This is a genomic window from Paenibacillus sp. GL_099_B (assembly GCF_057835695.1).
The window spans coordinates 4,289,837-4,314,640 of sequence record NZ_CM174430.1 but is presented as its reverse complement, the minus strand read 5'-3'; the positions used below and the strand labels follow the sequence as shown (position 1 = coordinate 4,314,640).

Sequence of the window (24,804 nt, the reverse complement as noted above, 5' to 3'; positions counted from 1 at the left end):
AAAAGGCGACACCTGTGCTAAAATAGGGTTTCGGAACGATAGTAATGTCCAATAGATAGGAGCAACCTCATCTTATGAGTTTATTGTCAGTAGAGAACGTGAGTCACAATTTTGGAGACCGCACGTTATTTAAAAATGTATCTTTTCGTTTACTTGCCGGAGAGCGTGTTGGCCTTGTTGGTGCAAATGGTGTAGGCAAGTCCACACTGATGAACATCCTTACCGGGAAATTGTTAAAGGACGAAGGGAAGGTCGAATGGACCCCCAAAGTTCGTTATGGATATCTGGATCAGCATACCAAGCTCACGCCTGGGAAAACGATTCGTGATGTGCTTAAGGATGCGTTCCTGCCCTTGCTTGAGTTGGAAAAAGAAATGATGTCCATCACGGATCAGATGGCAGACGCCGATCCGGACAAGCTCGAATTGTTGCTGGAAGAAATGGGTGACATTCAAGAGCAATTGGAGCAAGGTGATTTTTATCTGATCGATGTGAAAGTGGAAGAGATGGCGAATGGACTTGGCTTGTCCGCCATCGGTCTAGATCGTGATGTGGCCGCGCTTAGTGGTGGTCAGCGTACGAAGGTATTGCTTGCGAAGCTTTTACTGGAGAAACCCACAGCACTTCTGCTGGATGAGCCGACGAACTATCTCGATGTGGAACACATTGAATGGCTGACCCGTTACCTGAAGGATTACCCGTATGCGTTTATTCTGATTTCGCATGATACAGAGTTTATGAATGAGGTCGTAAACGTTATTTATCATCTGGAATTTGCCAAGTTGACGCGTTATGCAGCGAACTATAACAAATTCCTTGAAATGGCCGACATGAATAAGGCGCAACATATTGATGCTTATGAGAAACAGCAGGAGTTTATCAAGAAGCAGGAAGATTTCATTCAGCGGAACAAAGCCCGCGCTTCTACTTCAGGTCGTGCCAAGAGCCGTGAGAAGCAGCTCGGCAAGATTGAACGGATTGATCGTCCAGACGAAGCGGCCAAACCCACATTCAAATTCAAGGATGCCCGGGCGAGTAGTAAAACCGTCTTTGAGGGTATTGATTTTGAAATTGGATATTCATATGCATTATTGCCCAAAATGACGATGACGATTGAGCGTGGCGAGAAAATTGCCATTGTTGGCTGTAACGGTGTAGGTAAATCCACACTGCTCAAGACTATCTTGGGGAAAATTCCACCAATCAGCGGTAAGACTTTCTTGGGTGATTATCTGGAAACAGCTTATTTCGAACAGGAAGTACGTGCAGGTAATATTACCCCGATCGAAGATGTGTGGAACGAATTTTCTCATCTGACACAGAATGAAGTCCGGGGGCATCTCGCACGTTGTGGATTGAAAAATGAGCATATCACCCGTCCGCTTAACGCGCTTAGTGGTGGTGAACAAGCCAAGGTTCGTTTATGTAAGCTTCTGATGCGTGAAAGTAACTGGATTTTGTTCGATGAGCCTACAAACCATTTGGATGTGACGGCCAAAGCAGAGCTAAAACGTGCCTTGCAAGAATTCAAGGGTACCGTGCTGCTCGTATCCCATGAACCTGAATTTTATGAAGGTTGGGTTACCAAAACGTGGGATGTTGAAGCTTGGTCCGATAAACAATAGTTTCTTCGAACCATTCTTTGCACCAGAACAGCAACCTCGATAACTACATGACTTCAGCAATGGATGAACAACGTAATTCATGGAAATGTACGGTGACAAAAAAAGGTGTCTATGGTAACATAGGCTACAGCTTCATATGAACACTAGGGGGGCCGCACGAGGCGGCTGAGATGGAAGAATGCGATTCCGGACCCTTTGTACCTGATCTGGATCATACCAGCGTAGGGAAGTGGCGCGTTTCAGCTAATGACAAAGAGCGTTATCGTTGACTTTGCGATATTGCCTGCAAGATGAATCATGCGGTTTCTGTGTATACAGCGTTGCGACTATGGATGGATTCTAATAGTTGTTATGCGTTATGTATAGAGTAATTGCATGCGACAGTCATTCAGTTGATCCATGAATTTTAAATTCGTGGCCACTCCCCTACGGGAGTGGCTTTTTTTGTTGTTTATATCAGCTTAAATCATGCAAGAGGAGGGTGAAAAGGACGGCAAACTTCCACGAACATGTAACAACAACACGATCATTCGAACTGCATGTGATTTCACCAGGTACAGGAGACTTGGACTCTTTTCTGAATATTGCTAAGGATATATGGCGGTGGGTCGATTATATCCACATTCGGGAAAAAAAGCTGACCCTTGAGCAACAGATGTATTGGGCGCAAAGTCTGAAAACACAAGGTGTTCCATCTAACCGAATCATTATGAATGGCTCAGATCAGCTGGATCAACATGCGTCGCTTGGTGGTGTGCATTGGGGTCAAGCAGTTATTCGCAGCTACGATAAGGATGAATTGAAGAGAGTCGATCGGCTGCGCGTAGGCATATCGGTTCATTCTCTGGAAGAAGCAAAAATTGCAGAAGAACGTGGAGCGGATTATCTCTTTTATGGGCATGTCTATGCTTCAAATAGTAAACCGAATAGCGAACCGAGAGGGCTAAGTGCATTGGCCGAGGTATGCTCCAATGTTTCAATTCCGGTGATCGCGATTGGCGGGATTAGACCTGAGAATATTGCTACCATTCGAACTGCTGGTGCCAGAGGAGCCGCTGTGATTTCAACGATTTGGACGAACGATAAGCCGGAACTGGCTGCAGCTTCATTGCGACAGGCGCTCACGGATTCAGAGAAGTACGCCGAACCAAGGAGATGAGATCATGAGAGAGGAAGCAAGAAGTCGAAGCAGGAATCGTTCAGGTTATCATCCAGGAATAGTTTCGGGAAGTAAAGTTGGAGCGGAAATTCGAGGCAAGCTTCATGCAGAAACCATTATTGTAGGCGGAGGAGTTATCGGTTGTGCCATCGCATGTGAACTCGCTACCCGAGGCCATGACGTTCTTCTGGTTGAGCGTGCGCGGATCGCTGGGGGAACTTCCTGTGCAGCAGCCGGGATGCTTGCTGCTGACAGTGAAGAATTCACTCATGCTGTGATGGCGAAACTTGCACGGCAGAGCAGAGCTTTACTTCATGAGCAGAAGGAACGAATCAGTTCGCTTAGCGGAGTGGAAATGGGGCTGCAACAGCATGGCTTTATTACTCCTTTTCGTTCATATAGTGAGGTCAGCAGTTACAAGAATAATCGATCGTCTACCTTATCTACAGACCATATTTGGTGGGATCGTGTCGCTGTCCAGCAGGAAGCATCATGGTTAAACAGGGATACGTATGGAGCATATTACAGACCTTCCGAGAGCGAGGTTCTTCCTGTCAATCTAACGCAGGCTTATGTCAGATCGGCTCAAGCCATGGGTGCGAGGGTGATGGAAGGCGTACAGGATGTCCGTTTGCATACGGATGTGAATGGAGTGCAAGGGATCGAGACTTCAATAGGAACGATGACATCGAGAAATGTCATTATTGCTACAGGGTTACATGGTGAAGAATTGATGAGGCATGTGGGTCTGAAATCGCCTGTTTTGCCTGTGAAGGGGGAGATTGTAGCGGTGCAGTTCTCACCCCACCATGCCGGTTATAGACCTGACAAAACGGTGTATGCAGAGGATATATATATTGTTCCCAAAGCCAATGGAGAAGTGTGGATCGGTGCAACAAGCCTTCCAGGAAGAACAGACATGAAAGTTTCGGTTCAAGGCATTCAGAAGCTGCTTGCAGCTGCAACAAACTGGGTACCCGGCATGAAGGAAGCACATTTTATTCGAGCGTGGGCTGGTGTACGTCCTTCGACTACAGATGGATTGCCCTATGTAGGAGCTTGTGAAAGTGTTCCCGGTTTATTCGCTGCTTTTGGACATTATCGCAACGGAATATTGCTTAGTGCGATTACAGCAAGCCTCATGGCTGACTTGATTTGTGGCAAAACCTCAGAAGAACTGGGGATTCAGGACCTTTGTCCAGAACGTTTGAACATAAAGGAGATGTTGCAGTGAACATCATTGTCAACGGACAAACCATGCAAATTGAAGATAGCTTAAATCGTGTGGACAAATTGCTCCATTCATTTAATTTGCAAGTGAAAACTGTCGTGGTTGAATTGAATCGGCAAATTTTAACGCGGGAATATCATGAAACGACAGCGTTAAGAGACGGAGATCGGATTGAAATTGTACATTTTGTGGGAGGTGGTTGAATCATGTTGAGGATTGGAAATTATACGTTTGAGTCTAGATTGCTTCTGGGTACAGGCAAATTTTCGGACTTGGAAGTGCAGAGCCAGGCGGTTGAAGCCTCAGGTACGGAAGTATTAACGTTCGCGGTTCGGCGTTTGAATCTGGAAGATCGAAACAAACAGCACTTTCTGGACACACTGGACTTGAAAAGGTATACCCTGCTTCCCAATACAGCGGGCGCTTCAACGGCAGAGGAGGCTGTACGAATCGCTGAACTTGCTCGGGCTTCAGGACTTTGTGATATGATAAAAGTAGAAGTTATCGGCGATGGAATCACATTGCTTCCCGACCCGATTGAAACCTATAAAGCTTGCGTGATCTTGCTTGAAAAGGGCTTTACGGTACTGCCTTATATTTCGGACGATGTTATTCTGGCCAAGCGATTGCAACTACTCGGCGTACATGCTGTCATGCCTGGGGCTTCACCTATAGGGGCGGGGAGAGGAATTATTAATCCCTATAATCTGGAGATTATTATTGAACAAGCCGTCGTTCCTGTTATTGTGGATGCAGGACTTCGAGCACCTAAAGATGCTGCTCATGCAATGGAGCTGGGAGCTGACGGTGTATTGTTGAATACGGCTGTCTCCGGATCCGGAGATCCGGTGAAGATGGCGAAGGCAATGCGAATGGGGGTTGAAGCAGGCAGACTGGCTTATGAGGCAGGCATGATTCCCGTTAAGCGCTATGCAGCAGCGAGTAGTCAGGCGGAAGGAATGGTTCATACATGACTAATCAGACACGATCTTCTGAACAGGGAGACCGCTATTCCAGACAGGAACGGTATGCACCTATCGGTAAGGAAGGTCAGCATAGATTGAATAACAGCAAAGTATTAATTGTTGGAGCGGGCGCGCTTGGTACGGGTATTGCTGAAACACTGGTACGTTCAGGAATTGGCCATATTACCATTGCAGATCGTGATTATGTGGAGTGGAGCAACCTACAGCGACAGCAATTATATATTGAGCAAGACGCCATTCAGCGAATGCCCAAAGCGATGGCAGCGAAGAAGCGCCTATCTGACATTAATTCTACCGTTGAGGTTGTAGGTAAAGTGATGGACGTCAGAGTAGATGAACTGGAGGAATTGGTTCAGAACGCAGACTTGATCATGGATGCAACAGATAATTTTGATACCCGGCTATTAATAAATGATATGTCTCAGAAGTATCGTATTCCCTGGATTTATGGCGGATGTGTGGGCAGTTATGGAATTACCTACACGTTTCTGCCTGGAGAAACGCCTTGTTTAAACTGTTTGTTGGGTGAGGTTCCGTTAGGTGGGGATACCTGTGATACGTCAGGCATTATCCCTCAGGCGGTGCAGATGGTTACGGCTAATCAGACTGCCGAAGCGATGAAGTTTCTCAGTGGTAATTCAGATGCACTGAGACACAAGTTGTTATCATTCGATGTGTGGAGAAATGAATACATATCCATTAACGTCGACGGTGCCCGAAAAGAAGATTGTCCTTCCTGCGGAGTAAAGGCTAACTATCCGTACCTCTCTGCCTCAAACCTGGAAAAAACAGACGTATTATGTGGTAGGGATACGGTACAGATTCGCCCTTCACGGCGGATGAATCTGGATTTACAGCATACAGCTGATCGTCTCGGCAAGCTGGATGAAGGCAAAGTGGAGGCTAATGCATTTTTGGTTTCTTTTACAACGGGAGTGCACAGGATGGTCATTTTTCAGGATGGTCGCGTTCTGGTTCATGGAACAAAGGACACGGCAGAGGCGCGTACGCTGGTTCATCGTTACTTTGGTTAGAGAAAAAATAAATGAATGTTCCAAGTCCGTTCCTTCCGGGAATGGACTTTTTCATTTTACGGCATGATAAACATACAACAATGCTGCGATGCACAGTGGTCACAAGGATGTGGGCCCCAGTGTAATTGAAACCAATCAATGTAGCAGCGTATTAGACAGGCCGGGTGAAAAAATGAAAACATCCATATTACTGGTTGGCAGGGGCGATCTGGTTTCTTTTATTCAAGGCATATTGTGTGCTGAAGGGTACCAAGTTGAGCAAATGGAATGGACGGATCTGAACCGTCTTTCTGAACTAACACTCACGAATCTCAATATGATCATATTAATAAATGAAGGATGTCATGAAGATACCCTGAAAAGTGGACTAGAGTCTTTCGTGCACATAGGAGTCACATCTCCATTGCTTGTGATAACTCCCAAGATATCGCCTGAATTGATTGTGGAATTGCTCGATTACGGCGCTAATGATGTGATGGAAGCACCTATTCACGGTAATGTGATGATGGCCAGAATACGAAATCTTTTACGTGTATTCTCGCATGCTTCACAGGAAGATGAAGAAGTCATTGTAGTACATGATCTCAAGGTCAATCTGCGTTCACGTCGTGTAAGTCGTGCAGGCGAATATCTGGTATTGACTCCGAAAGAATACGAATTGCTGGAGTTTCTGGCCCGTCATGTGAACGAAGCGTGTCCCCGGAGCGTTATTTTAAGGGAAGTATGGGGGTATGATTTTGCAATGGATACCAATGTAGTGGATGTGTATATCAAACATTTACGGGTGAAGGTGGATAAGGGGAGGAGTATCAAATTAATTCATACCGTTCGTGGCATCGGTTATATGCTTCATACCCAATAAAAGAGGTCGTCTCGCCGAACATAGTTCCTGTTTACCACATTGGAGAGAGAACTTCACTGGGTAAATAGAAAAGGACCGGATCATTAGATCCGGCCCCACTCGCTTCGTTATTTTCTGAAATATGAGCTACAGTACGCGGCGAGCTTTAATATATGTTTTTTTCCAGTTCCCCGAGTTCAAGTCGGAGAGAGTAACACCTGGCGATCCATACGTGTGCAGAACTTTTCCGTCTCCTGCATATACGCCTACGTGAGTAATATTGGAGCCTGTAGAGCGACTACCGCTGGAGAAGAAGACCAGATCTCCCACTTGCAGATTAGCTTTGGAAACAGCTACACCTTCTTGGGATTGCTTAACGGATGTACGTGGCAGGTCTACACCATACTTTTTGAAGATGTATTTCATAAAAGAAGAGCAGTCAAAATTTTTGGTAGTAGAAGTTGACGCACCAAATTTATATGGTGTTCCTGTAAAGGTTTTACCATAGTTTACGATTTGTTGTCCTGTGGATACAGAAGCGCTTGCTGCCTGTGCGACAGGTGCATTAGTCATTAATACAGCTCCAAAACCTAGTGTAGCGCACAACCCGACGGTTACGGCCTTTTGGACAAAGATGTTTGTTTTCATGTGAGTACCTCCAAAATTCGTTTTCGTTTAGTTGCTAGAGCGAGTATAACAGCTTTGTAACAGCCTAGAAATTGGATGGAACCTAATCATCCCTAGGGGCGCAACAGTTTGGGTTTGTTTATTAAAATACCATTAAAAATGTCAAAAAATTAATCATTGACGAACCTCGAATGCTACAAACATAGAAAAGACCCTTGATATATCAAGGGTCTTCGTTGTTTTATACGATTATTTTTAATCTAAATCATAGGTTACAAAAACGTAATAAGTAAGGCGGAAGGTTAATCTTTGCTCTGAATAATGAGTAATAACCCACTATCGATTGAGACGGTGCCAGACTTTCCGAGCAGTTTGTTGCTAATCCCCAAAGATTGTCCCATACGTATAGTAGCTTGATCTAGCGGGTACATGAAACCTTCCAGTGTAATACCTGTTACTTCATTAGTAAGTGGGAGCAGGGAGATGTACTCATATCCACGGTCTTCCACAAAAGCTTCGGAGGTCGTTAGCATCATATAATTGTGTTCATCCTTCAGAGTACAGGAAATATGATGCTGCATAGCGCGGACCATAATATGTACGTTAGCCAGTGTATGATCCATGCGTGTGCCCGTTGCGCCCAACATAAGAATGTCAGTAGGCTCAAGATCCAATGCTGTTTCAAATGCCATCTCGGTATCGGTCAAATCCTTATGCACAGGATCGCAGGTGATTATCCGTTCGCTGTTATCTCGTACACTCTCCCATTCCTGCTCGGTAATGGAATCAAAATCTCCTACTGCGATATGTGGCTGAATCCCGTTCTCTATTAAGAATAACGCCCCACGATCGGCTGCGATAATGATGTCATCCTTAACGATTTCATTTAGAAATTGAGGAGAGAGGTTTCCGCCTGTAAAAATAACAATTCGTTTCTTAGTCATTCTATTTCATCCTTCCTAATCAATAAAGAAACAATTCACTTCTAATTAAAGTGTTAGTATGATGCAAAAATCATTCACAAAACCAGTATAATCCACAAAATGTGGTTGCACAATTTCAGCATGCGCGGATACAATGGGTAGAGCAACATGGAGATGACTTGAAAAGTGAGGTTTGAACAGGTTGGACTTGCACATTTTTGAAGTATTCAGCATTATAGGTACCATTGCATTTGCAATGTCCGGAGCTTTCGTGGCAATGGAAGAGGAATATGATATCTTGGGCGTGCTGGTCCTGGGACTCGTAACCGCATTTGGAGGCGGAGTCATTCGTAATGTTCTCATTGGTGTACCCGTAACGATGCTGTGGAGCCAGGGAATGCTGATTATGCTCGCCCTAATATCTGTAGCGATTGCGTTTGTACTACCTCTTAAGTGGATCGGTCACTGGAAGCGGACAGAAGCGTTGTTTGATGCGATTGGACTTGCAGCCTTTGCGATTCAAGGGGCGCTGTACGCGGCCAATATGGGACATCCCATTAGTGCCGTTATTGTAGCTGCAGTGATGACTGGTATAGGCGGAGGGATCATTCGTGATCTGCTGGCAGGCAGGAAGCCATTGGTACTGCGCGATGAAATTTATGCCGTGTGGGCAATTACAGCTGGTTTTGCCATAGGTATGGGATGGTTTACAACGAACGTTGGGCTTTTAATATGTTTCGCCGCAGTTGTGTTCTTCCGGATGTGTTCTGTTCATTATAAATGGAAGCTGCCCCGTCGTTCTCTGGTACAAACGGAGAGTGTGAAACCTCAGACAGCACCAGCGCCACTAAACCGCACCTTGAGTAAGGGGGAATAACATGATTAACGTTTTGTTTGTATGTTTGGGCAACATATGCCGCTCACCGATGGCTGAGGCTGTCCTCCGTCATAAAGTGAGTGAAAGAGGACTTGATCAGCAGATTTCAGTAGACTCAGCAGGTACAGGAGACTGGCATGTTGGCAAACCTCCGCATGAGGGGACTCGAGCATTGCTGGATTCATATCAAATTTCTTATGCCAATATGGCGGCAAGACAATTTGGGAGTACGGACTTCACACATTTTAATTACATTATATGCATGGATGATTCCAACGCAGCTAACGTAAGAAGTGTAACAGGTGGTGAGGATGCGGAAATTATCAAGATGATGGATCTGCTGCCTGACGAGACGCTCCGAGAAGTACCCGACCCGTATTATACGGGGAATTTTGAAGAAGTGTACAGGCTGGTAGATGCAGGCTGCGACGTGTTGCTAGATCGGATTGAAAAGGAACATTCTTTGATATAACAATCGGTGATGTTTTCTAGGAATGACACGTGTGATACAAAAGAAGAAGCCGGAACGGACAAGCAGATGAAAACCTGCTTCTTTTTTGAGTGTTAATGTAAGCGGTATCATATGATTGTGAAACAAAAGCGGCATTTCAGCCGCCTGTTCAATGATCGAATTAATTTTCTTGAAGAAAGTAAAGCAATGCTTCCGGCAGCTCGTTCTGCCAGAATCCCCATTGGTGATGCCCGTCTTTCTCCTGATAGGAGACGAGAGCACCTCGTTTTTCCAGCAAATCACGGGTATCCCGGTTTAATTGAACAAAATCATATGTGCCGGTGTCGGCTTCAAAGGCAGTCTCTTGCAAACCAACAATCATCCAGATCGATAACCAGGACAAATCTTCAGCTGCAGCGTAGATTTCCTGGGAAGCAGAGTAGTAAGCTCCAGACAAGCTGATGACACGTGTGAACAGGTCTGGATAGAGTAGAGCAAGATGAAGCGAAACGCTCCCACCCAGTGAGTCGCCAGCAAGAACACGTTCCTGCGGAGAGCGGCGCACAGGATATTTCTCTTCTACATAGGGAATAATCTCTTCAGCGAAGCATGAGGTATACGCCTTGAACCGATCGCCGAAAGGGGCGTATTCCTGAGTTCTTACAGACACGTCAACCTGAACTCCTACTATAATGAAAGGTTCGGCTCCCTCGTCGAGAATGATGCGGTTGGCAGTGGTGGCGATACGTCCAAAGTTGAAAAATTCTTCACCGTCCTGACAATAAACGACAGGGTAGGATAACAATTCGTTATAGCCTGGGGGAAGATAAATTCGTAATGTGCGCTTCTCTCCGAGATAGCGGCTCTCAATCTCTTCCTTCACAATCGTGCGTTTCAAATAGCGGGAATCCGTCATAAAACGTCACCTTTCTCGGTTAATTTTTGCATTCGACCGCGCAATACGGTAAGATTAACCTTGTGCGGAGATAGGTCAAATACGCAAACATGTATTATGCTGTTATACCAATATTAAGCCCCTGTTATACATACAATCCGGAAGGAAACATAAAAAAATTACGGATATCTTTGACGTATGAAGTGAAACAGGTGTATAATAATATTATAACAGCGGAACTTGATATTCAAATTTTTTGTTGAGGTGAAGAAAAAAATGAGCAAGGTTCCTTATGAAGTATATACGGAGGATGTAGAAGCTCTGTCCGTGCTGTCTCCTGACGGCGAAATCGTTAACAAAGACATGATGCCTAAGCTTTCCGACGATCAATTAAAAGAAATTATGTATCGCATGGTATTTACCCGTACTTGGGATGACCGTGCAGTAAACCTGGGCCGTCAAGGTCGTCTTGGTTTCTATGCTCCAGTATCTGGTCAAGAAGCTACAATGGTTGGTAGTGAATTTGCAATTGAAAAAGAAGACTTTGTATGTCCTGGCTATCGTGACATTCCGCAACTCGTGTGGCATGGACTTCCTCTTTATCAAGCGTTCCTGTACTCCCGTGGACACCAACATGGTGGACAAATTCCGGATGGCGTTAATGTATTGATGCCGCAAATCATCATTGGTGCACAAATCCTGCACGCAATGGGTATTGCTATGGGTTACAAATTGAAGAAACAAAAACAAGTTGTAATTACGTACACAGGTGATGGTGGTTCTTCAGAAGGTGACTTCTATGAAGGTCTGAACTACGCTGGTGTTTACAAATTGCCTGTTATTTTCTTCGTACAAAACAATGGTTATGCTATCACAACTCCTTTTGCCAAACAAACGGCAGCTCTATCCATCGCTCACAAAGCGGTAGCAGCAGGTATCAAAGGTGTTAAAATTGATGGTATGGACATCTTCGCAGTTATCAAAGCGGTTCAGGAAGCTGCTGAACGTGGTCGTAACGGCGAAGGCGCAACTCTGATCGAAGCAGTTACTTACCGTTTCCGTCCTCACTCCCTTTCTGACGATGCTTCCAAGTATCGTACAAAAGAAGAAGAGGCTGAATGGAATGCTAAAGATCCAATCGCGCGTTTTGCTAAATATCTGGAGAAAAAAGGTCTGTGGACTGAAGAAGATACAGCACGTGTGAAAGAAGAAGCAAAAGCAAAAGTGAACGAAGAGATCAAAAAAGCGGAAAAAACCGAGAAAATGACGATTTCAGGCTTGATCGACAGCATGTTCGAACAAACGCCTAAGCACTTGGAAGAGCAAAAAGCTGATTTCCAATAAGTTTTTTCCGATAAAGCATAAACATCCGGGACGTGTTCCGGTGTCCCGGTATACATGTATGAATTCAAATGTGAACTGTCAATGTTTAAGGAGGAAATGAAGCAAATGGCACAAATGAACATGAAAGAAGCAATCCGTGATGCGCTTCGCGTTGAGTTGAAACGTGATCCTAACGTTCTGCTTTTCGGTGAAGACGTAGGTAATGTAGGCGGCGTTTTCCGTGTAACGGAAGGTCTGCAAAAAGAGTTTGGCGAAGAGCGTGTATTTGATACACCACTAGCTGAGTCCGCTATTGGCGGTCTGGCTGTAGGTTTGGGTGTTCAAGGCTTCCGTCCGGTTGCCGAGATCCAATTCGTTGGTTTTATCTTCGAAGCACTTGACCAAATGGTAGTTCAAGCAGCTCGTATGCGTTTCCGCTCCGGCGGTAAATACAATTCTCCAATCGTATTCCGTACACCATTCGGTGGCGGTGTAAAAGCGGCAGAATTGCACACAGATTCCCTCGAAGGTTTGCTTACGCAAACTCCGGGTATTAAAGTGGTAGTACCTTCTAACCCTTACGATGCAAAAGGTCTGATGATCGCTTCTATTCGCGACAACGACCCTGTATTCTTCATGGAGCACTTGAACTTGTACCATGCATTCCGTGCAGAAGTACCTGAAGAAGATTACACAGTTGAGCTGGGCAAAGCGAACGTTGTTCGTGAAGGTTCTGATGTAACTATCATTACTTACGGTATGATGGTTCACACTTCTGTGAAAGCAGCAGAAGAGCTCGAAAAACAAGGAATCAAAGTTGAAGTTATCGACCTTCGTACGGTTAGCCCGATCGACATCGATACTATCGTTGCTTCCATTAAGAAAACAAACCGTGCAATTGTTGTACAGGAAGCTCAAAAGAGCGCAGGTGTTGCAGCTGAAGTCATTGCACAAATCAATGAAAAAGCAATCCTGCACTTGGAAGCTCCGGTTCTGCGTGTAGCTGGTCCGGATACTGTATATCCATTTGCACAAATCGAAGATACATGGCTTCCTAACCCAGCGCGTATCGTTGCTGCGGTTAATAAAGTCGTAAATTTCTAATTTAATCATCTGACATGCCGCAAGGCGCAGTATGGTGATCCACACCGCAGCGCAAGCTGCACTGTAAACAGCCATTAGCCCCTTGAGTAACAGTTTATTGCACTAGCAGTAACGGTTGTTTCTTGGAGTTAAGGGTTGTTTTCAGGATTGAGACATAATCAAGGAGGTTTTTCAGTTGGCTAAATTTGAATACAAATTCCCTGAACTGGGCGAAGGCCTTCACGAAGGCGAAATCATCAAGATGCACATCAAAGTCGGTGACAAAGTAACTGACGACGACATCATCATGGAAGTACAGAATGACAAAGCGGTCGTTGAAGTACCTTGTCCGGTTAACGGCACAGTAACAGAAGTATTCGCAAAAGATGGCCAAGTTTGCCACGTTGGCGAAGTTGTTGCAATCATCGACGCTGAAGGTGAGCTTCCAGAGCAAGACGACGCTCCTGCAGGCGAACAAGAAAAAGATGCAGCTCAAGGTGGAGCTGACACAAGCGGTTCTTCCGCAGCAGCTTCCAGCTCGGATGCAGCTAAAGAAGGCGGAAACAACAGCGTTCCGGCAGTATCTGCCAAAGACGTTCTGGCAACACCAAGCGTGCGTAAATTTGCTCGCGAACAAGGCGTAGACATCGCTCAAGTTAACGGTACTGGCAACAACGGTAAAGTTACCAAAGAAGATGTTGAATCCTTCAAAAACGGTGGCGGTTCTTCCGCAGCGGCATCTTCCGAAGCTCCGGCTCAAGAAGAGAAAAAATCCGCAGCACCAGCAGCTGCTGCAGCTGATCAACGTGTGGAAGAAGAGCGCGTACCATTCAAAGGTATCCGTAAAGCGATCTCCAATGCGATGGTTAAATCGGCTTACACAGCACCTCACGTTACAATCATGGACGAAGTGGACGTAACTGAACTGGTTGCTTTCCGTACTCGCATGAAACCTATCGCTGAGAAAAAAGGTACAAAAGTAACTTATCTGCCATTCATCGTTAAAGCTCTGGTTGCTGCTTCCCGTGAGTTCCCAGCATTGAACGCTATGATCGATGAAGAAGCTAATGAAATTGTATACAAAAAATACTACAACATCGGTATCGCTACAGATACAGACAACGGCTTGATCGTTCCTGTTATCAAAGATGCTGATCGTAAATCCATCTGGATGATCGCTGATTCCATTCGTGATCTGGCAGCTCGTGGCCGCGATGGCAAATTGAGTGCGAACGAAATGAGAGGAAGCACAATCTCCATCAGTAACATCGGTTCTGCTGGCGGTATGTTCTTCACTCCGATCATCAACTTCCCTGAAGTTGCAATTCTCGGAACTGGACGCATCAGCGAAAAAGCCGTTATCAAAAATGGCGAAGTTGTTGCAGCACCTGTAATGGCTCTTTCCCTGAGCTTCGACCACCGTATCATCGATGGCGCAACAGCACAAAACTTTATGAACTACATTAAACAGCTGCTCGCTAACCCTGAGCTGCTTGTTATGGAGGTGTAAGATATGGTAGTAGGCGACGCTTCTCTCAATATCGACACATTAGTAATTGGTGCGGGTCCTGGTGGCTATGTAGCTGCCATCCGTGCTGCTCAACTGGGCCAAAGCGTATTGATCGTAGACAAATCCGAACTAGGTGGCGTTTGTTTGAACCGCGGATGTATTCCATCCAAAGCCCTGATCTCGGCTGCACACCAATATGAGTCTGCATTGCACGGCGAAGCTTTTGGTATCTCTGCTGAGAACGTAAAAGTGGACTTCAGCAAAACTCAAGAATTCAAAAACGGCGTTGTTAAGAAAATGACTGGCGGCGTAGCTGGTTTGCTCAAAGGCAACAAAGTTGAAGTTTTCAACGGTGAGTGCATGTTCATCAACGAAAACGAAGCTCGTGTATTCAATGATCACGAGTCTCCACGTTACAAATTCAAAAATGCAATCATTGCAACAGGTTCCCGTCCAATCGAGCTGAAACCTTTCCCGTTTGGCGGACGCATTCTGTCTTCAACAGAAGCTCTGAACTTGCCTGAAGTTCCAAAAAGCATGATCGTTATCGGTGGCGGTTATATCGGTGCTGAGCTTGGTCAAATGTACTCTAAATTCGGTGCAAAAGTAACAATCATCGAAGGTTTGGATACTGTACTGCCAGGTTTCGATAAAGACATGACTAGCCTCGTAGCTAAAAACATGAAGAAAACAGGCATCGAAATCGTAACGGGTGCAAAAGCTGAAAGTGCTGAGCAAACGGATAAAGATGTAACTGTTAAATATTCTGTAAATGGTGAATCCAAAGAAGTAACTGCAGATTATCTGCTCGTTACTGTTGGACGTCGTCCAAATACAGACGGAGAGCTTGGTCTGGACCTGATTGGCGTAGACGTTGACGAGCGTGGATTCGTTAAAGTTGATCACCAAGGCCGTACTAGCATTCCTCACATCTTTGCAATCGGTGATATTGTATCTGGTCTGGCACTTGCCCACAAAGCTTCTTATGAAGGTAAAGTGGCTGCTGAAGCGATCGCAGGGCAACCATCTGTAGTTGACTACAAATGTATGCCGGCAGTTGTGTTCACAGATCCTGAGTGCTCCAGCGTAGGTTACACTGAGAAAGAAGCTAAAGAAAAAGGCTACAAAGTAAAAGCTGGCAAATTCCCTTATGCGGGTAATGGCCGTGCTGTATCTTTGAACCACGCTGAAGGCTTCGTGAAAATCGTTGCTGACGAAGAAAGCGGCCTCGTGTTGGGTTGCCAAATCGTAGGTCTGGAAGCCTCCAACCTGATTGCTGAGCTTGGCCTCGCAATTGAAATGGGAGCTACTCTGGAAGATTTGGCGCTGACTATTCACGCTCACCCTACTTTGGGCGAAATCGTGATGGAAGCTGCGGAATTGGTTATGGGTCACCCGATCCACATCATTTCCCGCTAATATCGTCTAAGCTTCGGATTCGTCCGGCATTATACGTAAATCAAGAAGGGATGGATAACGTGTTACAGCGTTGTCTGTCCCTTTTTTTTTATGTGAACTCATAAAGAGAGCGTCTGTTAATTATGCAATAAGAAGCTCAATGTGGTACACTGGAACAACCAATATGACAGCATAGAGCCTTAGGTCGATGCTGCTTTCAAATAAGGCAAATTGGAGCAAACACCAGCTGTGTGAATGTTCTTGTTTGTTTTTATTGCTATGAAATTAGAAGTGCGAGGGGAATATAATTTGAAAAACTATCTTGATTTATTACAGGATATTCTGGATACAGGCGTGCATAAGGGAGATCGCACCGGAACTGGAACACAGTCGGTATTTGGCAGACAGCTCCGATACGACCTATCCGAAGGGTTTCCGCTGGTAACAACCAAGCGAATTCATCTGAAATCAGTCATTCATGAGTTGTTGTGGTTTTTGAGCGGGGATACGAATATATCCTATCTGAAGGAAAATGGTGTAAAGATCTGGGACGATTGGGCTGACGAAAATGGTGATTTGGGTCCGGTATATGGATCACAATGGCGTACTTGGGAAGCGCCTAACGGGGAGAAGATCGATCAAATTACTGCTGTTATTGATTCGATTAAAAATAATCCGGATTCGCGGCGTCACCTCGTTAGCGCCTGGAATGTGGCGGAGATTAACAACATGAAATTGCCTCCTTGTCATTTCGCGTTTCAGTTCTACGTGGCTGAGGGTAAACTATCGTGTATGCTAACAATGCGTTCTGTAGATACGTTCCTTGGGCTGCCATTTAACATTGCCAGCTATGCGCTGCTGACACATATGATTGCCCAGCAGTGTGATCTTGAAGTTGGGGAGTTTATTTGGTCCGGTGGGGATGTACACATCTACTCAAACCATGTGGAACAAGTGAAAACCCAGTTGGAGCGTGAGCCATTCGCGTTGCCTAAGTTGGTTATCAAGCGTAAGCCGGATTCCATTTTCGATTATACGTTTGATGATTTTGAGTTTGAGAACTATCAGCATCATCCGGGTATTAAAGCCCCGATTGCGGTATAACACGGATTGAAGGAGTGTGTAATCTTTGAGCATTGAACTTGTGTGGGCGATGGGCGAGAATGGCGTTATAGGAGTAAATAATTCCATTCCGTGGCGTTTGCCTAAAGATATGGCCTTTTTCAAGCAACGTACGTTAAACAAAACGATTATTATGGGACGCAACACATGGGAGTCCTTTGGAGCCAAGCCACTTCCGCAACGTCGGAATATTGTTGTAACAAGAGATCTGAACTACAAAGCGAATCAGGCTGAAGTGGTGCATACGATTGAAGAGGGTCTGGAAGTTACAAAAGGCGAAGAGCTTTGCGTCATTGGCGGCTCCCAGGTCTATCGTGAGTTTTTGCCACTCGCAGATCGCCTGGTGGTGACCAAAATCCATGAGAATTTTGAGGGAGATACCTTTTTCCCAGAAGTGGATTGGTCGGAGTGGGAGCTAACAGAACAGATTGAAGGCGAGCAGGATGAGAAAAATGTTTATGCATATACGTTTGAGTTCTATGAACGTAAACGGTAAAAGGGACATAAGATGAAGTAGAAGAGCCCAAACATACGCTATTTACGAAATATAGGGGCGCTGATTTACGAAATATTCGTGAACAGCGTCTTTTCTTTTAAAAATAGAATGAAATAAATACGAATTAACATGTAAATGACATGAATATGACGTAAAAATAATGAAAAAATGAATGCAATACATAGCCCCATAATCACTCTGTGGTAAAAAAGTATAAAAATTGTAGGGTTTCACCGTTGTAAAGCCCTAAAATGAGATATTAGTCGGAATTGGTACCGTAAAACAGCATAAATTGTTGTTTTTAATGACAAATTACCTCACATTTAAATGACGTTCCGTCCGTTTTTTCATTAATTAAACGCCTAATTTCTTATAGCCACACCTTAGAAATAACCAATTTAAGGGTATTGACCATGGGTAGACTAGGACGATATGATGTATAAAATACAAATAATTATTCGGATAATCCATTTAATATTCAGCATGCAAAGTGCTACTATAATTGAAATATCTTCGAGAAGATTTTGTGATACAATATACAAAAACTCAAACATGAGTAATCCATTTCATATAGAACCATGCAGATGAAAGGATTAAGACAAGAACGGATGGGGGAAAACGTAAGATGTCTACACCTACTGGATTTATGGAATACAAACGGCAGCTGCCTGCGGACCGTAAGCCGGCGGAGCGGGTTAAGGATTGGGAAGAGTTTCATAAACATATGGCTGAAGAAGAGCTCAGAACACAAGGTGCACGATGCATGGATTGTGGTACCCCGTATTGCCATACAGGTATAGATATGACTGGCGGAACGTCGGGCTGCCCTGTGCATAACCTGATTCCAGAATGGAATAATCTGGTGTATCGTGGTTTGTGGAGAGAAGCACTTGATCGTCTGCACAAAACGAATAATTTCCCTGAGTTTACAGGTCGTGTCTGTCCTGCTCCTTGTGAAGGGTCATGTACAGTGGGACTTATCGGTGAACCTGTAACCATCAAAACGATTGAAGAAGCGATTATTGAAAAGGGTTTTGAAGAAGGATGGGTGGTTCCCCAGCCTCCGGAGAAACGTACGGGTAAACGTGTAGCAGTTGTAGGTTCAGGTCCTGCAGGACTGGCTACGGCAGCTCAGTTGAACAAAGCAGGTCACTCGGTAACCGTATACGAGCGCTCCGATCGTGTCGGTGGTTTGCTGATGTATGGTATCCCTACGATGAAATTGGACAAAAACGTCGTTCAGCGTCGTGTTGATTTGCTGGAAGCAGAAGGCATTCAATTTGTAACAAACACGGAGATCGGTAAAGATATTGCTGCGCAACAACTGGTGGATGAGTATGATGCGGTTGTCCTGTGCGGAGGTGCAACCAAACCGCGTGAGTTCAACATTGAAGGCAGTGATCTGAAAGGCGTGCACTACGCCATGGATTTCCTGAATGGCAGCATCAAAAGTTACCTGGACTCCAACCTGGAGGATGGTAACTACCTGTCAGCACAGGACAAGGATGTTATCGTCATCGGTGGCGGGGATACAGGTTCCGACTGTGTAGCTACATCGCTTCGTCATGGTTGTCGAAGCATTACTCAATTTGGTACACATACTCAAGCTCCTATGGAACGTGATCGCATTAACAACCCTTGGCCGCAATTTCCGAACGTATATACTCTTGATTATGCACAGGAAGAAGCGAAAGCACTGTTCGGTGACGACCCGCGTGAGTTCTCCATCATGACGACCAAATTTGTGGGTGACGATGAGGGTAATCTCAAAGAACTTCACACCGTTCAAATCGAGCGTATTGTAGATGAGACGGGACGTAAAATCTATCAGCCGATTCCGGGTACAGAACGTATCTTCCCAGCTCAAATGGCAATGATTGCTATCGGTTTTGACGGACCGGAACAGACTTTGGTGGAACAACTTGGACTTGCAACAGACCGTCGTACCAACGTTAAGGCGCGTTACGGCAAATACAATACCAATGTGGATAAAGTATTTGCAGCAGGTGACATGCGTCGTGGTCAAAGTCTGGTTGTATGGGCAATTAATGAAGGCCGTGAAGCTGCCCGTGAAGTGGACAAATACTTGATGGGTGCTACAGTTCTCGTATAACGAGTTAATGAGCCGCATATGGATATGGATTTGCAATTTTTGAATAAAATATATAAATGATACAACAAAACTCTCGCAATTAGCGGGGGTTTTTTGTTATTTTTTATGATAACTTGAGACGTTCAGCTACAATTATTTTAGGCAACTGTGAGGTATAGCATTGCTTTTTATCTCATAAAGATTTATTATTACATTATAATGATTATAAATAAGAAACGTAATGACACTTAATTGAAAACTACACGAATTGTGAAATTATAATATCCGGAGGTGCAATCTTTATGGCAAGTAACCGGGACAAATCCATTTCAGAACAGATTGATGACATTAAAAAACAGTTGGTTGCAAAAGGGTATAAGCTGACACAGCAACGAGAAGTTACGGTACGTGTGTTACTTGAGCATGAGAAGGATCATTTTAGCGCAGAGGAAGTATTTCTGCTGGTCAAGGAACAATTCCCCGAGATTGGCTTGGCTACGGTATATCGTACGCTTGAACTGCTTAGTGACCTTCAGGTCGTAGAAAAGATTAACTTTGGTGACGGTGCTGCGCGCTTCGACCTGCGAAGTACGGATGGCTCACATCACCATCATCATTTGATTTGCACAGAGTGTGGCACTGTAGAAGAGATCATGGAGGATGGTTTGCTTCGTCTGGAACAACAAATCGAGCGTCAGTACGGCTTTGCCGTTACAGACCATCGGCTTGATTTTCAGGGCGTATGCAAAGAGTGCAGAGCGAAGCAGGCTTTGAATGAACAAGCAGCAGGGTAAATCCAATGGGGAGGATGCTCCCGCAACCAAAATCTGATATAATAAGTTTCAGAAGCAAGGGGCTTCCGTGGGCGGAAGGCCCCTTTTTGCCGTCATCTGGACGGTGAAGGAGGAGAGATGGACGGATGAAGACACTGGTTATTGCGGAAAAGCCCGACATGGGCCGAACCATTGCCGCCGTCATAGAACCAAGAGCCAAGAACAATCGCAATTATTTGGAAGGTGAGCATTACATTATCACCTGGGCGATTGGTCATCTATTGGGACTTGCTGAACCGGATGCCTATGATTCAAAGTATAAACGCTGGAATATCGGCGACCTGCCGATCATTCCGGATCAGTTCAAGATTGTGCCCAACCCCAGAACGAAAGATCAACTGAAAATGATCGGAGAACTTGCGAAAAGGGCATCGGCCATCGTTAATGCTTGTGATGCAGGGCGAGAGGGACAGTATATTTTTGCCTTAATTCAACAACAGTTGAAGCTGCGTCAGCCTGTCAAACGTCTGTGGATATCGGATTTGACCGCTGAGAGTATTAAACGTGGTTTTGACGGTTTGAAAGATGCCTCGGAATTTGAGAATTTGACCCATGCTGCCAGGGCTCGTAGTGAAGCGGATTGGCTGATTGGCATGAATGCGTCCCGGGCTTTCACTACCCGACACAATGCATTGCTCTCTGTAGGCAGGGTGCAGACTCCGGTACTGGCCTTGATCTATGATCGGGAAATCGAGATTGAAGCGTTCCAGTCCCAGACCTTTTATGAAGTAGCTGCTTGGTTTCGTCAAGAAGGAGTGGAGTACAGGGGCTTACGTCAAGGGGACAAGCTGACCGACCCCGCCGTTGCTGAATCGATTGCGACCAGTGTGAAGGGGAAGACGGGACAGATTACCAAGTACGAAGCTAAACAGACCAAGGAGTATCCATACCGGTTGTATGATCTGACCCTTTTGCAGCGTGAAGCAAATGCCAAGTATGGATATGGAGCTAAGAAAACGTTGGATATTGCACAGGCGCTTTACGAGAAACATAAGGTGATCTCTTATCCACGGACAAATTCAAACTATGTTACGGAACAGAATATTGAAGGTATGCACAAAACGCTGAATCTGCTTAAAAATGGAACCTATAGTGAGCTGGCGCAAGGAGCGAAACCTGAACTCGTTCATAAGAAAAACAAGGGTGTATGTAACCCGTCCAGAGTTGAGGATCACCATGCGATTTTGCCTACATTGAAGCGACCGGGTACGTTATCCAAAGATGAGCAGAATATCTACGATCTAATCGTAAGACGTTTCTTATCCCATTTCTATCCGCCAGCAGAGTATAAGCAGCATACCGTGCTCACTGACGTTGAGAAGCACCAGTTCAAGACATCTGTGAAAGAACTGCTGTCACTGGGGTGGAAGGTGGTACTGGGATCTTCAGATCAGGAGCAGACGGGCAAGAAAAAGACAAAGAAAAACAGCAATGAAGAAGAGGAAGCAGAGGAATGGACAGACAAGGCATTTGCTGTTCAACCTGAATTGCCTGTTCAATGTACCAAGAGTGAATTCAAGGAGAAGGCGACACAGCCTCCCAAGAGTTATACTGAGGGAACGTTGCTAAAAGCAATGGAGAGTGCAGGGAAACAGATCGAGAATGAAGAGCTGCGTGATGCAATGAAAGACAGTGGACTGGGTACACCAGCGACTCGTGCGGCAACGATAGAACGACTTAAAAACGTGGGTTACATTACGATGCAGGGTAAAAAGATGCAACTGACGTTGAAGGGTCGGACAGCCATCGAATTGATCCGCAAGGCAGGCGTAGATCTGTTAACTTCGCCTGAAATGACGGGCCAATGGGAAAGAAGATTGTACCAAATTTCCAAAGGTGAAGCGGGCCAGGACAAGTTTATGGAGAACGTCAAAAAATTTACGATGTCCATCATTGATAAAGTACGTGTGCAGGCACCGGCACCAGCGGATGCTTTTGGGGAAGATACACGTGGGGGGCGGGGTAAAGGCAAGGGAGCCAAAGCCCAGAGATCCAGCACCAGAACAACGTCTGCCAAGACATTAGGTACTGGCTCGGGTACCAGTGCAGGTTCGAAGACTTCACGTCAAACGTCGGGAGCTTCATCCAGAACTGCCAGTGTCGCGAACGCGACGGCGCAAACGCGATCTTCGACTTCCAGTCATTCTGGCGTTCGTGAAATGCTGGCATCCTGTCCATCACCGGGTTGCACCGGTCAGATTATTGAAGGCAAGAAAGGCTATGGCTGTACACGTTTCAAAGAAGGCTGCGGGTTTGTCATTTGGAAAGAGTACGTCGGCAAGAAAATTACCAGTACGATGTTGAAAGCGTTGATTGAGAAGGGGAGTACTCAGGTACTGGCTTTTAAACGAAAAGACGGAAGTACGGTGAAGGCGCGTATTATTTTGCAAGATAAGGCAACAGGCAAACTAACTGCGGAGAAGCAAGATGCATAAGTTTATTGGATGTAAAGGCTGTAATAAGAACGTGAAGTCTGATGTGCCAGCGTCAAATTCAATTGTTAATTAAACAAATAATAAAAGGACCCTTATCCAAGGGTCCTTTTTTGTTGCTGCTGTTGTATGTTTTCATGGATGACCTTCGGTACCTCTTCCAGGGCAGTGATGGTATACATCGATGTCTCGGGATTAGGTTGAAGCTCCACCATGTTGTATTGCCATTCGTTCGGCTGTTTGATATATATGCTATGGATGCCGGCCGTCACTGCTGGCATGATGTCTGTGCGCAGTGAATTTCCAATCATCCAAGTTGCACGACGCTCAAACGGGCCAGTAGAGAGAATACCTTCAAGCGCTTCAACATTCTTATGTTGCCGAATGTAGATCCGGTCATCGAAATAAGCCGAGAGCTTCATCTGGTCAATCTTCCGCTGCTGAATTACGGTTTCTCCACCCGTGTACAGATAGAGGGCATGTCCAGCTGATTTAAGATTCTCCAGCGTTTCAACCATATGAGGATAAGGCTCAACCTCTTGGTCATATACACTCATTCCCAATTTGGTGAGGTAAGACTCTTCTTGGTGAGAGGTGGGCTTTGCGAACTTCTGGGAGAAGTAACGGTAGGTATCAATAAGGGATTGCGGGAAATGGTGACTTGCAAATCCCAGTTTATTGACCCCGGTTACATCAATCTCCAGCTGTTTCTCTCTAATTTGTTGAACCGTTAGGGCATGTCCATCAAACCACTCCTGCATGTTCTCGAAGAATTCACCAAGCACCAGGTTGAAATATTTATTGCAGTACACGAGTGTATCATCGAGATCAAACAAAATATGTTGTTTTATTATTTTCATATCCAATTCACTCCTTGCAGCAGCACAGTTGTTCATATTTTATATGCGAATATAAGATTCCAGGAACATGTTCAATTCAGATACGCCATCTGGTCGAATACTGTATTTCTCTTTGCGATTACTGCCGAGCAGATGGGTTCGTAGCAGTCCGGCGATGCGCAATGCCATAACCTGATCTTTAACCATATCCTCGTCTTTGCCCAACTCCTCACACATCTCAGCGAGTGACTTCGGTTCACCTGAAACGTAGCGGAGCAGACGGAGTCTTTCCGGATCAGCCAGGGCATGTGTGAAACGAAGCAGACAGGTTGGTGGTTGGTCTTCATCCTCTTCGGGTGCATCTACAGGATACTGCATGATCATCATGCCCTCATAGAAGCAGTACATATTAATGGGGCGATTGTGAACGGTTGGAAACAGGATTACTTCATCCAGTCCAGGCATCGGTTCAACCAGAACACCCGCAGTAGCGTATTCAATAAGGAGTTCAGGCCCCATTTTATCAAGCAGTACGCGTTTCTCTTCAGCGTCTTCCTCGAGCCAGGTACGATAATCCTCACTCATATTCTGGCAGTAATGCTGATCCCAGAGTCGCAAAAGTGGCACATAGCTATCCCGAATACGTGTAGATTCTTCTATTGTAAGATGGGGCAGCAAAACAGATACGCGTGCGAACAGCTCTTCGGCTGTTAGTCCAGCAAGCATATCCAGAAAATCAATATTCTCATTAGAAGCGTTCCGATAGGCCGCCCATGCAAACAAAACATCAAAGTCATCAAAAGGCCAGGTGGCAGCAGGTGCGAGCGCTGCTCGAACATTGGAACTTAGTTTGCCTTCCACCTCAATGATCCATTCGGGGCCAACATCCAGATGTTGAATCCACTTCTTCGTTACATATACCAAAAAGCTGTTGAGCATTTCATATATCGGTGAAACATCGATTTTAACATGATAAGCCATATGATGCAGAATCCTCCCGTCACATCTAAATGTACGCAGCGACTTA

23 protein-coding genes and 1 riboswitch are annotated in these 24,804 nt (G+C 45.3%); of the genes, 18 read left to right on the top strand and 5 right to left on the bottom strand.

Annotated elements, in window-relative coordinates:
- Window positions 1–74: 74 nt before the first annotated feature.
- The 7 genes from AC3ITG_RS19485 to AC3ITG_RS19455 all read left to right on the top strand — a co-directional run bounded on the left by AC3ITG_RS19485 (window position 75) and on the right by AC3ITG_RS19455 (window position 6,897).
- Complete coding sequence (locus AC3ITG_RS19485) at window positions 75–1,625, top strand: ABC-F family ATP-binding cassette domain-containing protein (protein WP_063562839.1); 1,551 nt, start codon at window positions 75–77, stop codon at window positions 1,623–1,625.
- Window positions 1,626–1,760: 135 nt separating this feature from the next.
- A riboswitch (TPP riboswitch) is annotated at window positions 1,761–1,870 on the top strand.
- 236 nt (window positions 1,871–2,106) lie between these two features.
- Window positions 2,107–2,784: a thiamine phosphate synthase gene (locus AC3ITG_RS19480; RefSeq protein ID WP_489251082.1), complete on the top strand. Its 678-nt coding sequence runs from the start codon at window positions 2,107–2,109 to the stop codon at window positions 2,782–2,784.
- Window positions 2,785–2,788: 4 nt separating this feature from the next.
- Window positions 2,789–4,018: a glycine oxidase ThiO gene (thiO, locus tag AC3ITG_RS19475; RefSeq protein ID WP_489251081.1), complete on the top strand. Its 1,230-nt coding sequence runs from the start codon at window positions 2,789–2,791 to the stop codon at window positions 4,016–4,018.
- Entirely contained in the window at window positions 4,015–4,218 is a 204-nt protein-coding gene (gene thiS, locus AC3ITG_RS19470; RefSeq protein ID WP_063562837.1) for a sulfur carrier protein ThiS, read from the top strand. The genes thiO and thiS overlap by 4 nt, the downstream gene beginning before the upstream one ends.
- A gap of 3 nt (window positions 4,219–4,221) precedes the next feature.
- Window positions 4,222–4,989 (top strand): thiazole synthase, encoded by a 768-nt coding sequence (locus tag AC3ITG_RS19465; protein ID WP_489251080.1) that lies wholly within the window; start codon window positions 4,222–4,224, stop codon window positions 4,987–4,989.
- Window positions 4,986–6,035: a ThiF family adenylyltransferase gene (locus tag AC3ITG_RS19460; protein WP_489251079.1), complete on the top strand. Its 1,050-nt coding sequence runs from the start codon at window positions 4,986–4,988 to the stop codon at window positions 6,033–6,035. The genes AC3ITG_RS19465 and AC3ITG_RS19460 overlap by 4 nt, the downstream gene beginning before the upstream one ends.
- Before the next feature lie 409 nt (window positions 6,036–6,444).
- Window positions 6,445–6,897: a winged helix-turn-helix domain-containing protein gene (locus AC3ITG_RS19455; RefSeq protein WP_413379718.1), complete on the top strand. Its 453-nt coding sequence runs from the start codon at window positions 6,445–6,447 to the stop codon at window positions 6,895–6,897.
- A 126-nt stretch (window positions 6,898–7,023) separates the two neighbouring features.
- Here AC3ITG_RS19455 and AC3ITG_RS19450 read toward each other — a convergent pair whose 3' ends face one another.
- Window positions 7,024–7,524 carry a C40 family peptidase gene (locus AC3ITG_RS19450; protein ID WP_053780904.1) on the bottom strand — a complete coding sequence of 167 codons (501 nt, stop codon included), beginning with the start codon at window positions 7,522–7,524 and terminating at the stop codon, window positions 7,024–7,026.
- Between the two features lie 281 nt (window positions 7,525–7,805).
- Window positions 7,806–8,447, bottom strand: coding sequence for a thiamine diphosphokinase (locus AC3ITG_RS19445; RefSeq protein ID WP_489251078.1), 642 nt, complete (start codon window positions 8,445–8,447; stop codon window positions 7,806–7,808).
- Between the two features lie 187 nt (window positions 8,448–8,634).
- On the opposite strand from AC3ITG_RS19445, the gene AC3ITG_RS19440 reads away from it, so the two are divergent.
- A complete protein-coding gene (locus AC3ITG_RS19440) occupies window positions 8,635–9,303 on the top strand; it encodes a trimeric intracellular cation channel family protein (protein WP_063563197.1) in 669 nt (222 codons plus the stop codon).
- A gap of 1 nt (window position 9,304) precedes the next feature.
- Entirely contained in the window at window positions 9,305–9,775 is a 471-nt protein-coding gene (locus tag AC3ITG_RS19435) for a low molecular weight protein-tyrosine-phosphatase (protein ID WP_489251077.1), read from the top strand.
- A 160-nt stretch (window positions 9,776–9,935) separates the two neighbouring features.
- On the opposite strand, the gene AC3ITG_RS19430 is transcribed toward AC3ITG_RS19435, so the two are convergent.
- Complete coding sequence (locus AC3ITG_RS19430; RefSeq protein WP_489251076.1) at window positions 9,936–10,670, bottom strand: alpha/beta hydrolase; 735 nt, start codon at window positions 10,668–10,670, stop codon at window positions 9,936–9,938.
- 255 nt (window positions 10,671–10,925) lie between these two features.
- Between AC3ITG_RS19430 and pdhA the strand changes: the two genes are divergently transcribed.
- The 9 genes from pdhA (at window position 10,926) to AC3ITG_RS19385 (ending at window position 22,941) form a co-directional block, all read left to right on the top strand.
- On the top strand, window positions 10,926–11,993 hold the full coding sequence (gene pdhA / locus AC3ITG_RS19425) for a pyruvate dehydrogenase (acetyl-transferring) E1 component subunit alpha (protein ID WP_053780908.1): 1,068 nt from the start codon (window positions 10,926–10,928) through the stop codon (window positions 11,991–11,993).
- Between the two features lie 105 nt (window positions 11,994–12,098).
- A complete protein-coding gene (locus tag AC3ITG_RS19420; RefSeq protein ID WP_062325380.1) occupies window positions 12,099–13,076 on the top strand; it encodes an alpha-ketoacid dehydrogenase subunit beta in 978 nt (325 codons plus the stop codon).
- Window positions 13,077–13,251: 175 nt separating this feature from the next.
- Window positions 13,252–14,565, top strand: coding sequence for a dihydrolipoamide acetyltransferase family protein (locus AC3ITG_RS19415; RefSeq protein WP_489251075.1), 1,314 nt, complete (start codon window positions 13,252–13,254; stop codon window positions 14,563–14,565).
- A gap of 3 nt (window positions 14,566–14,568) precedes the next feature.
- Window positions 14,569–15,984: a dihydrolipoyl dehydrogenase gene (lpdA, locus tag AC3ITG_RS19410; protein ID WP_024630356.1), complete on the top strand. Its 1,416-nt coding sequence runs from the start codon at window positions 14,569–14,571 to the stop codon at window positions 15,982–15,984.
- Between the two features lie 288 nt (window positions 15,985–16,272).
- Window positions 16,273–17,067, top strand: coding sequence for a thymidylate synthase (gene thyA / locus AC3ITG_RS19405; RefSeq protein WP_489251074.1), 795 nt, complete (start codon window positions 16,273–16,275; stop codon window positions 17,065–17,067).
- Window positions 17,068–17,092: 25 nt separating this feature from the next.
- Complete coding sequence (locus AC3ITG_RS19400; protein ID WP_489251073.1) at window positions 17,093–17,581, top strand: dihydrofolate reductase; 489 nt, start codon at window positions 17,093–17,095, stop codon at window positions 17,579–17,581.
- 625 nt (window positions 17,582–18,206) lie between these two features.
- Complete coding sequence (locus AC3ITG_RS19395; protein WP_413372124.1) at window positions 18,207–19,694, top strand: glutamate synthase subunit beta; 1,488 nt, start codon at window positions 18,207–18,209, stop codon at window positions 19,692–19,694.
- Window positions 19,695–19,999: 305 nt separating this feature from the next.
- A complete protein-coding gene (fur, locus tag AC3ITG_RS19390) occupies window positions 20,000–20,467 on the top strand; it encodes a ferric iron uptake transcriptional regulator (RefSeq protein ID WP_024633997.1) in 468 nt (155 codons plus the stop codon).
- 125 nt (window positions 20,468–20,592) lie between these two features.
- Window positions 20,593–22,941, top strand: a complete 2,349-nt coding sequence (locus AC3ITG_RS19385; RefSeq protein WP_489251072.1) for a type IA DNA topoisomerase — start codon at window positions 20,593–20,595, stop codon at window positions 22,939–22,941.
- A 92-nt stretch (window positions 22,942–23,033) separates the two neighbouring features.
- Here the strand turns inward: AC3ITG_RS19385 and AC3ITG_RS19380 are convergent, their stop codons facing one another.
- Together AC3ITG_RS19380 and AC3ITG_RS19375 are read right to left on the bottom strand one after the other, a co-directional pair.
- The gene (locus AC3ITG_RS19380; protein WP_489251071.1) at window positions 23,034–23,798 is read right to left on the bottom strand and encodes an HAD family hydrolase; all 765 of its coding nucleotides are present in this window, start codon (window positions 23,796–23,798) and stop codon (window positions 23,034–23,036) included.
- 39 nt (window positions 23,799–23,837) lie between these two features.
- Window positions 23,838–24,758, bottom strand: a complete 921-nt coding sequence (locus tag AC3ITG_RS19375) for an ArsR/SmtB family transcription factor (RefSeq protein ID WP_413372121.1) — start codon at window positions 24,756–24,758, stop codon at window positions 23,838–23,840.
- Between the last annotated feature and the right edge of the window lie 46 nt (window positions 24,759–24,804).

Excerpts from the sequence above, each read along its gene's own strand:
- AC3ITG_RS19485 (WP_063562839.1), top strand. The coding sequence starts at position 75 with ATGAGTTTATTGTCAGTAGAGAACGTGAGTCACAATTTTGGAGACCGC.
- thiO (WP_489251081.1), top strand. The coding sequence starts at position 2,789 with ATGAGAGAGGAAGCAAGAAGTCGAAGCAGGAATCGTTCAGGTTATCAT.
- AC3ITG_RS19465 (WP_489251080.1), top strand. The coding sequence starts at position 4,222 with ATGTTGAGGATTGGAAATTATACGTTTGAGTCTAGATTGCTTCTGGGT.
- AC3ITG_RS19460 (WP_489251079.1), top strand. The coding sequence starts at position 4,986 with ATGACTAATCAGACACGATCTTCTGAACAGGGAGACCGCTATTCCAGA.
- AC3ITG_RS19450 (WP_053780904.1), bottom strand. The coding sequence starts at position 7,524 with ATGAAAACAAACATCTTTGTCCAAAAGGCCGTAACCGTCGGGTTGTGC.
- AC3ITG_RS19445 (WP_489251078.1), bottom strand. The coding sequence starts at position 8,447 with ATGACTAAGAAACGAATTGTTATTTTTACAGGCGGAAACCTCTCTCCT.
- AC3ITG_RS19435 (WP_489251077.1), top strand. The coding sequence starts at position 9,305 with ATGATTAACGTTTTGTTTGTATGTTTGGGCAACATATGCCGCTCACCG.
- AC3ITG_RS19430 (WP_489251076.1), bottom strand. The coding sequence starts at position 10,670 with ATGACGGATTCCCGCTATTTGAAACGCACGATTGTGAAGGAAGAGATT.
- pdhA (WP_053780908.1), top strand. The coding sequence starts at position 10,926 with ATGAGCAAGGTTCCTTATGAAGTATATACGGAGGATGTAGAAGCTCTG.
- AC3ITG_RS19420 (WP_062325380.1), top strand. The coding sequence starts at position 12,099 with ATGGCACAAATGAACATGAAAGAAGCAATCCGTGATGCGCTTCGCGTT.
- lpdA (WP_024630356.1), top strand. The coding sequence starts at position 14,569 with ATGGTAGTAGGCGACGCTTCTCTCAATATCGACACATTAGTAATTGGT.
- AC3ITG_RS19395 (WP_413372124.1), top strand. The coding sequence starts at position 18,207 with ATGTCTACACCTACTGGATTTATGGAATACAAACGGCAGCTGCCTGCG.
- AC3ITG_RS19385 (WP_489251072.1), top strand. The coding sequence starts at position 20,593 with ATGAAGACACTGGTTATTGCGGAAAAGCCCGACATGGGCCGAACCATT.
- AC3ITG_RS19380 (WP_489251071.1), bottom strand. The coding sequence starts at position 23,798 with ATGAAAATAATAAAACAACATATTTTGTTTGATCTCGATGATACACTC.
- AC3ITG_RS19375 (WP_413372121.1), bottom strand. The coding sequence starts at position 24,758 with ATGGCTTATCATGTTAAAATCGATGTTTCACCGATATATGAAATGCTC.